This is a genomic window from Pseudomonas lini, from assembly GCF_030812475.1.
GTDB classification, from domain to species: domain Bacteria; phylum Pseudomonadota; class Gammaproteobacteria; order Pseudomonadales; family Pseudomonadaceae; genus Aquipseudomonas; species Aquipseudomonas lini_A.
Window position 1 is genome coordinate 41,636 of the sequence record NZ_JAUSSR010000023.1, and the last position, 14,342, is coordinate 55,977.

Below are 14,342 nucleotides of genomic sequence, written 5' to 3' on the forward strand. Positions count from 1 at the left end.
AGGCTGGGGCCGGCCAACCTGATGAAGCACCAAGGACGTCCCATGCCTCCATCAATTGCCCTGCCACCCACACTCGAGTCCTCGTTCAGGCCAGGCGAAGTTGCCCTGGTCGGCGCCGGCCCCGGTGATCCACGCCTGCTGACCCTGCGCGCCTGGAGCCTGTTGATGCAGGCCGACGCCGTGGTGTACGACCGGCTGATCAGCCCCGAATTGCTGACCCTGATCCCCCTCGCCTGCGCCCGGCATTACGTCGGCAAGGCCAGCGGCTGCCACAGCCTGCCCCAGGAACAGATCAACCAACTGCTGGTAGACCTCGCCGATCAAGGGCAGCGCGTGGTCCGGCTCAAGGGCGGCGACCCGTTCATCTTCGGTCGCGGCGCCGAGGAGCTGGAGTACCTGTTGCAACGCGGCATCGACTGCCAGGTGGTCCCTGGGATAACCGCCGCGTCCGGCTGCAGCGCTTACGCGGGCATCCCGCTGACCCACCGCGATCTGGTCAACTCCTGTCGGTTCATTACCGGCCATTTGCAACGTGACGGCGACTTGTCGCTGCCGTGGAGCAGCCTCGCCGACGGTAGCCAGACCCTGGTGTTCTACATGGGCCTGTCGAACCTGGGGGTCATCGCCGAACGACTGATCGAAGCCGGGCTGGCGGCCGATACACCGGCGGCGCTGATCTGCAATGGCACCCGTCCCGACCAGCATGTCGTCCGGGGTGTGCTGCGGCAGCTGCCGAGCCTGGCGCTGGAGTGTCCGCCGGGCATTCCGACATTGACGGTGATTGGCGAAGTGGTTGATCTGTTCGCCACGCAACAGATGGATTTCCCGGCGCGCTTCTACCCCGCTCAAGCGCAGCCACGCCGCAGCAAGGTGGTGGCATGAGACGCCTGGCGCTGGCCCCGTTGTTATGGCTCGGTGCGGTCCATGCCGGCGCTACGATTGCGCCAGTTGAACAGGCCGCGAACGACTACCGGGAACATTGCCGGAGTTGCCATGGGGCCAACCGGTTCGGCGCAGCAGGCCCGGCGTTGCTCCCGGAAAGCCTGAGCCGGATCAAGCCCGACGAAATCCGCAGGGTGATCCGCGACGGTCGCCCGGCGAGCCAGATGACCGGGTATGCCAAGGTGTTCACGCCCGCGCAGATCGACGGGTTGGCGGACTACCTGCAGCAACCGCCCGCCACTCCACCGACCTGGAGTAACGATGACATCCGCGGCAGTCATTCGATGCTGGCCGATGCCGGCAAGTTGCCGGGCACGGCCCAGCATGGTGCCGATCCCCTGAACCTGTTTGTGGTGGTAGAGGCTGGGGATCACCACATCAGCATCCTCGACGGCGATCGTTTCGAGGTGCTGGCGCGCTTTGCTTCGCACTTTGCGGTGCATGGCGGGCCGAAATTCTCGCCGGACGGACGTTTCGTCTACGTGGCCTCGCGCGATGGCTGGGTCAGCCTGTACGACCTGCACAACCTGAAGCTGATCGCCGAAGTCCGCGCCGGGCTCAATACCCGCAACCTCGCGGTGAGCAAGGATGGCCGCTGGGTGCTGGTCGGCAATTATCTGCCCGGCAACCTGGTGGTGCTCGATGCCCGTGATCTGTCATTGGTCAAAACCATTCCGGCGACCGGCCTGGACGGAACCGCGTCGCGGGTCAGTGCGGTCTACTCAGCCCCGCCCCGCGACAGCTTCATCGTGGCGCTCAAGGACGTGAAGGAAGTCTGGGAACTGTCCTGGGCCGGCACCCCGGACTTCGTGCCGCGACGGATCCAGGCCGGGGATGTGCTGGACGACTTTTCCTTTTCGCCGGACTACAAGCAGCTGCTGGCCACTTCGCGCAAGGCCAGGGGCGGTCAGGTGATCGACCTCGACAGCGGCAAGGTGGTCACCGACATACCGCTGCCGGGGATGCCACACCTGGGGTCGGGGACCTACTGGAAACGCAACGGCGAATGGGTGTTCGCCACGCCGAACATCAGCAAGGGCCTGATCTCGGTCATCGATTTCAAGACCTGGCGCCTGATCAAGGAAATTCCGACCCTGGGGCCGGGGTTCTTCATGCGCAGCCATGTCAATTCACGGTACGCCTGGAGCGATGTGTTCTTCGGTCCCGATAACGATGCGATCCACCTGATCGACAAACAGACCCTGGAAGTCGCCCACACCCTGCGCCCGATGCCCGGCAAGACCGCCGCCCACGTCGAGTTCACCCGCGATGGCCGCTACCTGCTGTTGAGCATCTGGGCCACCGACGGCGCGCTGATCGTGTACGACAGCAACACCCTCGCCGAGATCAAACGCATCCCGATGAACAAGCCGTCGGGCAAGTACAACGTGGGTAACAAGATTGAGTTTGCGGAAGGGACTTCGCATTGAGCCAGCTCCTACAGGGTTTGGAGTCGAGCATACTGTTCGTGTACACCCGATTACCTGTAGGAGCTGGCTTGCCGGCGAAGGGGCCCTTCCAGTCGACATCATTGTTGGCTGAAAGGACGCCTTCGCTGGCAAGCCAGCTCCTACAGGGGATCGGGGCGTATATAAATCCGGAGCTTGGCAAGGATCCGGTGTGGGCGCAGGCTGCGATCCTGGTGATCCTCAGCTCAAGGTGTAGCCATTGTCGACCTTCCAGTCCTGGCCATAGACACCCCGGGCGCCTTGCGACAGCTGGAAAATAATCACATTGGCCACCGCCGACGCATCGAGAAAATGCCCGGGCAGCAGGCGTTTGGCGAGGGTGTCGGCGACGTCGTCGAGCTCCCTTTCACTCAAGCCCAGGTGGTCCCACATCGAAGTCGCCGTCGGTCCCGGGGAGACCAGGTTGATGCGCACGTCATACCGCGCGAACTCCACCGCCAGGGTGCGCGCCTGCGCCGCCAGTGCGGCCTTACCGGCAATGTAGGCCGCCAGGCCGGGAAAGCTCGAGCCGGTGAGGAAACTGCCGACAAACACCACCGAAGCCGGGCTCGTCAGTTCACCGCGTAACGCCGCCAGGGTGTTCAACGCCCCGGCACCGTTGACCGCCCACTGACGCTGGAAGGCCGGCATGTCCAGGCTGTCGGCCATTTGCGCAATACCCGCGCAGGGCACCAGCCAGGCCACCGGACCCAGTACCGCGGCGCGGCGGGCCAACTGCTGCAGGTCGTCCTGGCAGGTGACGTCCCCGGCGCACCATTGCAGTCGCTCACCGTATACCTCTTTCAAGGCTGGCAATTCACCGGCGGTACGCGACATCGCCAGCACCTTGGCGCCACGGGACAACAGCGTGGCGCATAACGCCAGGCCAATCCCGGAACTGGCGCCGGTGATCACCGCCAGACGATCCTGAAACTCGGTTTGCATCATGTTCTCCTGGGCATCGCTGATGCCAAGCACTGGGGACGTAGCCAGCTTCTATATTTGAACAAGCGCAGCAATTTCGACTTGACGGCGATCAGATTTTTGCGAGGGAAACCAGGCGATGCAGCGGGGGTCAATGGCTCGAGTGCGCCTGTGCGGACTGTTGCTGCAGCAGCGCCTGATCGATCTCGCTGAAGCGCAGCACACGCCCGCCCTGTTCCGCCACCAACTTGTCGGCAGCCTGGCGGCTGGAGAAAGACGCCAGCACCACGCCCATCGCGCCTTTGAGCGAGGTGCCAGCCACGTAAAAAGCGTCTCTGGCATCAATCAGATGGGCGTCATCCGGCGCGTTCCACGGACTGCGGCCCATGTCATGGACATACAACCGGGCAGCGCGATGCTGGTTTTCCGGTTGCAACCACCAGCCGATCATTTCCGCTGTGGAGCAGAATTTCCTGACCCCACCGGGTTCGACCACTTCACCCTTGGGCCCGGGGAAGCCATTGATGATCATCCCGCAGACATGGCATTCATCACTGGGATGAAAGGCTACAGCGGCATCATTCAAGGACGCTTGCGCGGGCATGTCACAGGCCGCCAGCAGCAGACAGACCATCAGGCCCGCCATGGCACGTACCGTCGTCAGATAAAACGCTCTCATCGTCAACTACTCCAGAATTTCAAAGTGAAAATCAACTCGCCCGCCGGCGGAACAGCAGCCAGGCCGCGGCCAGCGGCGCAGCTACCCACAGCAACAGACACAGCCAGAGCATCGCGCCCGGCATCGGCAAATCGCTGCCAAGGGTCAGCACCCCGGCGGTATTGGCGCCGGGGTCGAAACCGGAGAGGTTGATCAGGCGATAGATGTCAGCGGGATTGAGCAGCAGCAACCAGGGCAGGATCTTCGGATTGAACTGCCCTTCGCTGAGCACCAGCAGCGCCAGCAATGCCAGGTCGAACACCAGCACGAAGAAAAACCACACCCCCAGCGCGAGCCCGGCAGCAGTGGATTTCTCTGCAGACACACTGCTCAGCCCATAGGCCAGACCGAGAAAACCCCAGCCCAGCAAGGTCGACGACAGCATGAAACGGCCAAATGCCCAGAGCAGCAGGCTCAGTTCGACCTCTTCCACCAGTAGCGCAATCGCCAGCATCGCGCAGCCGAAGCCGATCAGCGTCGCCAGCGCCAGGATCAACCCGTGTCCGACGAACTTGCCGAGCAGGATATGCCCGCGCCCCAGCGGATACGTCAGTAACAGCAGCAAGGTGCCGCTCTCGTCCTCGCCGACGATGGCGTCATAGGCCAGCAGCAAGGCAATCAGCGGCATCAGAAAGGTTGCCAGGCTGGCCAGGCTGGCGATGGTGGCGGGCACCGAGGTAAAGCCCACTTGCCCGGACGCCGCGGCGCCCAACCAGGCAATGCCGGTCGCCAGCACCGCGAACAACAGGCTGATCGCCAACAGCCAGCGGTTGCGCAGACCGTCGTTGAACTCCTTGCGAGCCATGTTCCAGATCGGGTTCATACCGCCTCCCCAATTGCTGATGCAGCGGCCCGGCCCATGTAGAAGCGGTAGATATCTTCCAGCGACGGCGGGTCGATCTCCACGTCAGCCGGTTCATCGTCATTGAGCAATTGGCGCAACAGGCCGAGCTTGCTGCCATTGAGCGCGGCCACTTCGAGACCTTCCGTGCCCCAGCGCTGGGTGACATGCCCGGCATTGTTCCAACGTTGCTGCAAAGGTCCGGCGTGCTTGAGCCCGCGGGCGCGAATCAGCGTCGGCAGCCCGGCTTCCTCCCGCAGGCTGTGCAGACTGCCCAGGGCCAGCAGACGACCCTGGGTCAGGATCGCCGCGCGGTTGATATGCGCCTCGACCCCGGGCAACACGTGGGAACACAGAATGACGCTGGTGCCCTGGCTGCGCAGGCGATCGAGCAATCGGTACAGGTCCCGGGTGGCGATCGGATCGAGGCCGACGGTGGGCTCGTCGAGCAATAACAAGCGCGGCTCGCCGAGCAAGGCTTGCGCCAGCCCCAGGCGTTGACGCATACCCTTGGAGTAAGTCTTGACCCGCCGATGCGCCACGCCCGCCAGACCGACTTCCTCGAGCAGCCCGTCCACCTGGGTGAACGCTGCGCCTTTGAGTCGGGCGAAATGCCGCAAGGTCTCCAGGCCGCTGAGCTGCGGATAAAAGGTCACGTTCTCCGGCAAATAGCCCAGCAGGCGTCGAACATGGGGATCACTGGGCAACCGGCCGAACACCCTCACCTGCCCATCGCTGGCCTGGAGCAATCCCAGCACCAGCTTCATGCAGGTGGTCTTGCCCGCGCCGTTGTGGCCGAACAAGCCCAGCACTTCCCCTTCGGCCAGGCTCAGGCTCAACTGATGCAGCACGGTGCTGTGCCCATAGCGCTGGCTGACTCCTTCGATGTCGATGACGTTCATGCGGCAGGCTCCTGGGTCAGGGTTTGAATCGGTGACTTCATCAACGGATGGCTGTCCTGCACACCCGGCGACTTCATCACCGGAAAGGCCCGTTGCACCCAGCGCAGCAACTCGATACCCGGGCTGTTCATCAGCAACCGCACTTGCGGGTACAGCCACAGCAGGCGGTCGACGTTGTCATTGGGTTCGTAGGCGATATCGCCCAGGCCGTCGTTGTTGCGGTCCCAGCCCAGGTAATCGCTCCAGAAATTGCCTCGACCCTGCGCCGACCATTCCTGCAGGCGGGTGGCCACGTACTTGACCTGGCGCTGGTTGCCGACAAAGGCGTTGTCGGCGATGCGGTTGTCTTCGGAACCGGCGGTGAGGTGAATGCCCACGGCGCTGTGTTCGAAGCGATTGTGTTCGATGCTGTTGAACAGCGAGTTGTAGATGAACAACGCCTTGCCCTCGGCGCCGCTGATCATGCTGTCGCCGGTCGACCCGTCGCGCACGTCGGTGACGATGTTGTCGCGCAGGGTTGAATAGGTGATGTAGTTCATCAGGATGCCGTAGTTCTGATCCTGCTCGGAGCGATTGCCGATCACCGTCAGCTTGCGGCTTTGCATCAGCGCGTAGCCGGTGCGGGTGCGCCGGGTGGTGTTGCCGATCAGTCGGTTATCGTTGGCGAACATGTAGTGCACGCCATAGCGCAGGTCTTCCAGGGTATTGCCCTGCAGCAGATTGCCGTTGGAGGTATCGATATAGATGCCATCGCGGGTGTCGCGGACCTGGTTGCCGATGACGCTGGCCCCGTGCACCGCATACAGATGGATGCCGTTGCCGCGATCCTGGGAGCGCATCGCCGGATCACCCTGGATGCGGTTGTCGACCAGGCTCACATCCGCCGTGCCATCGACCCAGATACCGAAGCCCCGGCCTTGCAGGCGATTGCCCTTGATCACGGCGCCACGGGCCTTGGGCTGGATGAACAGCCCCGCGTTCATGGCCGTGAGGTCGTGCCCCCAGTCGAGAAAAGTACAGCCCTCGATCGAGACATCCGGGGCGCTGATGATCAAGCCGTTGCCCTGCCCCTCGCCCTGGAACACCGCGCCCGGCTCACAGACAATCTGCATCGATTGATCGACGCTGAACGAACCGCGGTACTCCCCCGCCGGCAGGTGCCAGCGTTGCTCGGCGTCGACCTTCAACGGCAATCTGGTGATGGGTTGCACCGCCGCCAGCGCGCTGGTGCCCAGCGACAGCAGCGCCAGGGCAATGACCTTCATCGGGATTTGCTTGAAACCGGTCATTGGCCCGCTCCTATCGTTGGGCAACTGTCAGGCCTTCTCGACCAGCATGCGACCGACCATTTCCATGTGCAGCGCGTGGCAGAACCAGCTGCAGTAGTACCAATGCAGGCCGGCCTTGTCGGCGGTGAAAGTGATGGACGACGTCTGCTGCGGGCTAATCTCCATGCTTACGCCGTGGTTGGTCATGACGAAACCGTGGGTCACGTCTTCGATCTGGTCGATGTTGGTGATGGTCACCGTGACCTCGTCACCCTGCTTGACGGTGAACTCCGGCAGACCGTAGGCCGGGGCCATCGAGGTCATGTAGACCCGGACTTTCTTGCCGTCGCGGATGACCTTGTTGTCGGTCTCCAGCTTGATCCCGTCCTTGGCGGCGATGGCCACGGTTTCGGCGAAAAACGGATCGTTGCGGTCCCAGATCTTCTTGGTCTTGATCTGGTCGCGCCGGGCCATGATGCAATCGTGAGGTTCGGCGAACGCCGGGCCGTCGTGCACCAGTTTCATCTCGTCGCCGGAGATATCGATCAACTGATCGTTTTCCGGGTGCAGCGGGCCGGTCGGCAGGAAGCGGTCCTTGGAGAATTTGCTCAGGACCATCAGCCATTTGCCGTCGGCCTCGCTGGTCTCGGTCAGCGAGGCATGGTTGTGACCCGGCTGGTACTGCACATCGAGCTTCTGCTTGATGTAGTTGACCTTCTCGCCGGTGTAGGCGCGAACGGCTTCTTCCACGTTCCACTTCACCACCTGGCTGTCGATGAACAGGGTGGTGTAGGCGTTGCCGCGGCCATCGTAGGTAGTGTGCAGCGGGCCCAGACCCAGTTCAGGTTCGCCGACCACCACCTCGCGCGGGTCCTTGAACTTGTCGTTGAACAGATCGTCGAGCTTGGCGGTGGCGATGATGGTGCAGGTCGGCGAAAGCTTGCCGGCGGCAATGAAGTACTTGCCATCGGGCGTCATATTGATGCCATGCGGGTTCTTCGGCACCGGGATATAGCGGGTAAATTCGCTGTCCTTGCCTTCGGTTTTGCGACCATCGACCACCGGCACTTTCGCATCGCCCAGGGTGATGAACTTGCCGGCCTTGATCGCCGCTTCGATGCGCTGGATGTTGAACACCACCACCCAGTCGCGCTCGTTGCGCATCATGCCGCCCAGGTCGTAGGCCTTCTCCGAGTTGTAGCAGGTCGACGCCGCGTACTTGCCGGTATAGTCGGCATCGGTGTTATCCAGGTTGCCGTCGACGATGACCTGGAACGCCATCTCCATTTTCTCTGCATCGATGGCGTTGAACATCGTGTAGCTGTTCTTGTCCTGCAGGTCGAAAGTACTGCCGTCATTGGGATGCGGAATCACGAACTCGGCATTGGCGAACACGTACTGTGTATGGGGCATTTTCTGCAGGCGCAGACCGTGCACGGCCTGCACATTCGGCACGGTGAGCATCTTGTCGCACTTCATGATATCCAGGCGGATGCGCGCGACCCGGCTGTTGGCCTTGTCATTGATGAACAGGTACTTGCCATCGTACTTGCCGTCGGTCATCGACAAGTGCGGGTGGTGGCAGTCGCCATTCTGGAAGTGGGCGCTGTCGCCCATGATCCGCTTGCTTTCGTTGGTCAGACCCCAGCCCGTGGCGGAATCGACGTTGAACACCGGGATGCGCAACAGCTCGCGCATCGACGGAATGCCCATGATCCGCACTTCACCCTGATGACCGCCACTCCAGAAACCGTAGTAATCGTCCAGATCCCCCGGCCCTACGTGGATCTTTGATTTCGACTCCTTGGCCGCCGCGGCAAAGGATTCACGGGTGAATACCGCGCCGCCAATGGCCGAGGCACCGGCCAGCACCGCACCGGTCACCGCGCTGGTGCCGAGGAAACCACGCCGGCTCAGGCCGGTCGGTTGCGCGGGTTCTTTGGTTTCTGTGTCGTTCATGAGGTGCTCCTTGAAGGAATAAAAACAGTCACTGGGGACGTGTGCTCGCCGGGTTCAGCCGTCACTTCCACGACAGGTATGAGTTGCGCGCTCACCGGTGCGGCCTTGCCGCGCTGTTTCTTGCGCTTATTGATCAGCGGGGGGCATTTGTTTTCGTTGTGGTAGGTCATCTGGCAATCGAGGCAGTAGTGGCACTCGTTGGCATTGATCCGGCCATCGGGATGGATTGCCTGGATCTCGCATTCCTTGGCGCACAGTTGGCAAGGGTCGCCGCACTCCTTGCGGCGCTTGAGCCAGTCGAACAGCCGCAGTTTGGTGGGGATCGCCAGCGCCGCGCCCAAGGGGCAGATGTAGCGGCAATAGACCTTGCGGGTGAAGATGTTGATGACCAGCAGCGCCACCGCGTAGAGCACGAACCACCACTGACGGTCGAACCTGAGGGTGATGGCGGTCTTGAAGGGTTCCACTTCAGCGAACAGCTCGGCCGTGGTCATCGACTCCAGGGAGACGCCGAACAGCGCCAGCAGGATGATGTACTTGATCGCCCACAGCCGCTCATGGACCGCGAACGGCAGTTCATATTGGGGAATCTTCAGCTTGCGCGCGGCTTCGTTGATCAATTCCTGCAAGGCGCCGAACGGACACAGCCAGCCGCAGAACACGCCACGGCCCCACAACAGAATGCTCGCGGCGGTGAACACCCAGAGCATGAAGATCAGCGGATCGGTGAGAAACAGCTCCCAGCGGAAATTCTCGAACAGGGCATGGACGAAGGTCAGCACGTTGACCACCGACAGCTGCCCCAGGGCGTACCAGCCGATGAACACTACGGTAAACACCAGGTAACCGCGGCGCAGCCAATGCAGAAAATGCGGCCGGCGGGTGAAGGTGTCCTGCAGGAACAGAATCGTCGTGAGCAACAGCAACGCCGCGCCGAGAACCATGATCTGGAACTGCTTCTGATACCAGATGGTCACCCACATCGGCCGCCCGGCTTCCTCGATGGCCGCCAATTCTTCGGCGCTGGGCAATGGCCGTTCCAGGTAAGGCTCGGGCATCTGGTAAGGCAGTTCGAAGCTGCTGAAGGTGCCACTGACCGGACCGGTCTGGCGGCGCACCAGCAGTTCCAGGGTCCAGGCGGCTCCCGGATCGAACCGGGCTGGTTCACGCACAATGAAAATCGACATCTCATCGAACTCGGGGATGCCCTTGGCGAAGACGTCGGAGAGCCGCTGATGGTCCATGTCGCGGAAGCTGATGACATTGCCGAACTGGCGCAATTGCACCCGGTCGAAGATCCCGCCGCGCACATAACCCGACCCCTTGTAGGAGAACAACCCACGGCCCAGCACGGCGATGGCCTGCTCGCCTGGCTTGAGTTCCTGCATGAGGAAACGGTACTGGTTGTCGCCCAACAGATTGCGGCCAATGGTCGGCGGGTTCAGGTCGGCGACGTAGAGTTCGATGAAGGTGTCATCGACGTCTTCGGCACTGGCATTGTTGATGCCTTCGGCTTCGGTGCCCTTGAAGGCCGCGTCGACCTGGCCGCGGGTCAGGTTCAGGCGGCGGATCGCGCCGTTGCCGGTCAGTTGGTCCCAGCTGGCGGGCTCGTAGAAGTCCTGGCGTACGGTGGCGGGTTTCTGCGCCTGGCCGGTCTGGTCCTCGACCAGTTTGAGCGATACGGCCACCTCGTGGGCAGCGCGCATGATCACCTCGTTGACCACCATCGCCGTGACGGTCGCGCCGGCTATGGCATCCACGGTGACGGCGTTCGGGTCGCTGGAGTGACCGACGACCACCCGCTGGCTGACCTTGATGTCCTTGTACTTGGCGCTGAAGGCGTGGAGTTTCGCTTCGGGAATCCCGATCAGCAGGATCGGTTCGTGGTGCTCGAGGACATACGCATCCTTGATCACCCCCGACGGATCGAGGATCACCTGGGTATTGATCGGCTTGCCCGAGTAGGCCGGAATATCGACCACGTCCAGGCTTTGGAACACGTAACCGGTGATTTTGCCGGCCGTTGACAGTGTACGCACCTTGAACTGGCCTTCAGGGGCGGACACCGAGTCGGTCTGGGGCAAGGTCTTTTCTATACGCTGCTGCTCGATGTCGCCGTATTCCCTGGCCTGCACCGCGCCGAGGGTGGCTGCCGACAGTACAAGCATCAGGGCGAGCATCAGCCCGACGCGCCACTCGCGCAGGCTGCGCAGGTGGCGATGGATCGATGGCTGATGGAGGGTCATGGTCTGGCCGAAATCAAGAGGGCTTTCGGTCATGTTAGGGAGCGTGGCGCCCCCTGCCCTTGATTGAGATCAACTTGAGAAAAATCCGTCCCGGGGCCTGCTCCAGACACCTCAGACCGTACGGGAAAACTGGCCTTTCTGCTCGCCGCCCAGATAGGCGTCAAACGCCATCGCGGCACTGCGCATCATCAAGTGCCCCTGTGGCAACAACACCAGGGCATCGTTTTGAATCTCCAGCAGTCCATCGCGCACATGCTCGTCCAGCTGCGCCAGCGCTTCGGCAAAATACTCGGTAAAACGGATGCCATGGCGCGACTCGAACTTGCCGAAATCGATCCGGCCGTGACACATCAGGTCGCTGATTACCTCGCGACGCAGCAAGTCGTCGGCGTTCAAGCGGTATCCCCGATGCACCGGCAACAGACCCTGATCGATTCGGGCGTAGTACTGTGAAAGCTCCTTGACGCTCTGGCTGTAACTGTCGCCGACCTTGCCGATCGACGACACCCCGAGGCCGATCAGGTCGCAGTCGGCATGGGTCGAGTACCCTTGGAAGTTGCGTTGCAGGGTGCCATTGACGCGGGCCAAGGCCAGTTCGTCGTCGGGCAAGGCGAAGTGATCCATGCCGATATAGACGTAACCGGCCGCGGTCAGCCGGCGAATGGTCAGCTCGAGCAGCTCCAGCTTGCGCTCCGGCGGCGGCATGTCTTCCTGCCGGATCAAGCGTTGCGCACGCACCATCTGCGGCAGGTGGGCATAGCTGTAGGCGGCGATCCGGTCCGGACGCAGGGCAATGATCTTGCCCAGGGTCACATCGAAACTGGCCACGGTCTGCAACGGCAGCCCATAGATCAGATCGACGCTGACCGATTTGAATCGCGCCGCGCGAGCGGCGGCGACCAGTGCATAAATCTGCTCTTCGCTCTGGGTACGATTGACCGCCGCCTGCACGTCGGGGTCGAAGTCCTGCACGCCAAAACTCAGGCGATTGAAGCCCAGCTGGCGCAGCGACTGGATCTGTTCGGTACTGATGGTGCGCGGATCGACCTCGATGGAAAACTCATGGTCGTCGCTATCGTCCAGGTTGAACGCCTGGTGCAGGCAGTCCATCAGGTCCGCCAGCTGTTCGCTGGTCAGGTAGGTCGGCGTACCGCCGCCCAGGTGCAGCTGCGTGAGTTTGCGGCTGCCATCGAACAAGGCGGCCTGCATCGCGATTTCACGCTTGAGGTACGTCAGGTACTCGACGGCACGATGGGTTTTCTGGGTGATGATCTTGTTGCAGGCGCAGTAATAACACAGGCTTTTGCAGAACGGGATGTGGATGTACACCGACAACGGTTTGGGCACCGCCAGCTGATTGCTGGCCCGCGCAGCAGTTTGATAGTCGTCCACGGCAAACGCCTGGTGAAACTGTGGCGCGGTGGGGTACGAGGTGTAGCGCGGCCCAGGGCGGTCATACTTCTCGACCAGGGCTCGATTGAAATCGAATGCAGGCTTCATGATCAATCTACTCGCAGGTGGGTCAATGCCATGCTGCGCTTGACCCCTTTTCAAACAGGTTGCAGATGGCATCCACGTCCTGCCGACCGGCGGGGAGAATGCTGATGAAACGGTCCGACAACTCGATCAACCCATCATGACTCAATTGCTCGAGCAAAGGCCAAATAGCGGAAAAATACCTGGAGAAGATCAGGCCGTAACGGCGCTCGATGGCGCGGATATCCAGCTCCAGGTCACAGGCCAGCCGCTCCATGACCCGATGCCTGATCTGATCCCCCGCCTCCACGCGCCAGCCCCGGGAGGTCGGCAACTGCCCGCTGTCCAGATGCAGCCGATACAGGTCGACAGCGTCGGCGTTTTGCGTATACAGATCGTCGATCTGACTGATGGCCCCCAAGCCTAACCCGAGATGATCGCAATAGCCGTGACGGCTGAAACCGTCGCAGGTGCGCCGTAGCCGGCCTCGCTCCTGGGCGATTGCCAGGTCATCGTCGGGCCGCACGAATTGCCCAAGGCCGATGTAGTGATAACCCGCGCCAGTCAATTGGTCGAAACAGTTCTGGCGCATCGCGCCTTTATCCTCCTGACTGCAGAACGCCCTGCCCCTGACGCCGGGCATCGGCCGATAACGTCGAGGGGGCCGGGCATAGTCGAACACCATCAGCCTGTCGGGTTCCAGCTCGATAACGGTCGCCAGTTTCTGTGCAAAGCTGTCCGGGGTCTGCCAGGCATGACCGAACCCCAGGTCGACGTTGATGGAGCGAAAGTCGAAGGTGCGCGCAGCATCGATCAGTGAGTGAATCGGTGCCGGGTTCTGGTAGCAGGCCACCGACATGTCACTGTCGCTGTCGATATCCGGAACGCCGATGCTGACGTGGTTGAAGCCCTGGTCGCGCAACGCGCCCATGGTCGACCAGTCGGTATGGTGCAGATCCACCTCGACGCTGTAGTCGCCGCACCCATGTTCGAGAAGATTGAACCGGCCACGCAGATGCGCCATCAGCCGCTGTAGATGAACAATGGTAGGGGTCGCGCCGCCCAGATGAAACTGCTCGACCCGCTGCCCGGCCCCCACGTGGCATCCGACCAGGTCGATTTCCTTTTCCAGGCGCTGAAGATACTGCTCGATACCGCCCTGCTCGCATGCGATCTCACGGGGGGAACGGAACGACGGCTTGAGCCTGGACGGCAACTGCACGTTCAGGGCCAGCGGACGGCGCTTCTGGCGACTGACACGCAAGGCCCGCAACAGGTCCAGCGAACCGATGCCCGCATGAAACTTTTGCGTGTCGGCATGGCAGTTGGGGTCGAGTACGCCCTGATCGCACCGGGCGATCTCGCCTGGGTCGTGAAAGAAATCGAGCATGACGGGTCTCCGTGACGGGCTGCGAATCACAGTGTCCGGGCTTGACGCTCAATGCTCCTTGACTTGCATCAAGCTTGAGCGAAGTGGCGGCTCCTACAGGGATCGGTGGCGTCCGCCGATTTCGTGGCCACATACCGGTCCCCTGTAGGAGCCGGCTTGCCGGCGAAGGCGGCGTCACATGCAGCAGAGTTGTTGGCTGACAGACCGCTTTCGCTGGCAAGCCAGCTC

11 protein-coding genes are annotated in these 14,342 nt (G+C 62.1%); 2 read left to right on the forward strand and 9 right to left on the reverse strand.

Annotated elements, in window-relative coordinates; genetic code table 11:
* The first annotated feature begins 42 nt into the window (after nucleotides 1-42).
* Together cobA and J2W17_RS29965 are read left to right on the forward strand one after the other, a co-directional pair.
* Entirely contained in the window at nucleotides 43-882 is an 840-nt protein-coding gene (gene cobA, locus J2W17_RS29960; protein ID WP_307343583.1) for a uroporphyrinogen-III C-methyltransferase, read from the forward strand.
* Nucleotides 879-2,372, forward strand: a complete 1,494-nt coding sequence (locus J2W17_RS29965; RefSeq protein WP_307343587.1) for a nitrite reductase — start codon at nucleotides 879-881, stop codon at nucleotides 2,370-2,372. Before cobA ends, J2W17_RS29965 begins: the two co-directional genes overlap by 4 nt.
* Nucleotides 2,373-2,591: 219 nt before the next feature.
* Here J2W17_RS29965 and J2W17_RS29970 read toward each other — a convergent pair whose 3' ends face one another.
* The 9 genes from J2W17_RS29970 to J2W17_RS30010 form a co-directional block, all read right to left on the reverse strand.
* Nucleotides 2,592-3,335 (reverse strand): SDR family NAD(P)-dependent oxidoreductase, encoded by a 744-nt coding sequence (locus J2W17_RS29970; RefSeq protein WP_307343590.1) that lies wholly within the window; start codon nucleotides 3,333-3,335, stop codon nucleotides 2,592-2,594.
* Between the two features lie 130 nt (nucleotides 3,336-3,465).
* On the reverse strand, nucleotides 3,466-3,993 hold the full coding sequence (locus tag J2W17_RS29975; RefSeq protein ID WP_307343593.1) for a nitrous oxide reductase accessory protein NosL: 528 nt from the start codon (nucleotides 3,991-3,993) through the stop codon (nucleotides 3,466-3,468).
* Nucleotides 3,994-4,024: 31 nt separating this feature from the next.
* Nucleotides 4,025-4,855 carry an ABC transporter permease gene (locus J2W17_RS29980; RefSeq protein WP_307343596.1) on the reverse strand — a complete coding sequence of 277 codons (831 nt, stop codon included), beginning with the start codon at nucleotides 4,853-4,855 and terminating at the stop codon, nucleotides 4,025-4,027.
* Nucleotides 4,852-5,775 (reverse strand): ABC transporter ATP-binding protein, encoded by a 924-nt coding sequence (locus J2W17_RS29985; RefSeq protein WP_307343599.1) that lies wholly within the window; start codon nucleotides 5,773-5,775, stop codon nucleotides 4,852-4,854. The genes J2W17_RS29980 and J2W17_RS29985 overlap by 4 nt, the downstream gene beginning before the upstream one ends.
* A complete protein-coding gene (locus J2W17_RS29990) occupies nucleotides 5,772-7,064 on the reverse strand; it encodes a nitrous oxide reductase family maturation protein NosD (RefSeq protein ID WP_373460061.1) in 1,293 nt (430 codons plus the stop codon). Before J2W17_RS29990 ends, J2W17_RS29985 begins: the two co-directional genes overlap by 4 nt.
* 27 nt (nucleotides 7,065-7,091) lie before the next feature.
* The gene (nosZ, locus tag J2W17_RS29995) at nucleotides 7,092-9,002 is read right to left on the reverse strand and encodes a TAT-dependent nitrous-oxide reductase (protein ID WP_307343602.1); all 1,911 of its coding nucleotides are present in this window, start codon (nucleotides 9,000-9,002) and stop codon (nucleotides 7,092-7,094) included.
* The gene (gene nosR, locus J2W17_RS30000; RefSeq protein WP_307343605.1) at nucleotides 8,999-11,281 is read right to left on the reverse strand and encodes a transcriptional regulator NosR; all 2,283 of its coding nucleotides are present in this window, start codon (nucleotides 11,279-11,281) and stop codon (nucleotides 8,999-9,001) included. Before nosR ends, nosZ begins: the two co-directional genes overlap by 4 nt.
* Nucleotides 11,282-11,359: 78 nt before the next feature.
* Nucleotides 11,360-12,748: an oxygen-independent coproporphyrinogen III oxidase gene (gene hemN, locus J2W17_RS30005; RefSeq protein WP_307343608.1), complete on the reverse strand. Its 1,389-nt coding sequence runs from the start codon at nucleotides 12,746-12,748 to the stop codon at nucleotides 11,360-11,362.
* 22 nt (nucleotides 12,749-12,770) lie between these two features.
* Nucleotides 12,771-14,114: a coproporphyrinogen III oxidase gene (locus tag J2W17_RS30010; protein ID WP_307343610.1), complete on the reverse strand. Its 1,344-nt coding sequence runs from the start codon at nucleotides 14,112-14,114 to the stop codon at nucleotides 12,771-12,773.
* Nucleotides 14,115-14,342: the final 228 nt, after the last annotated feature.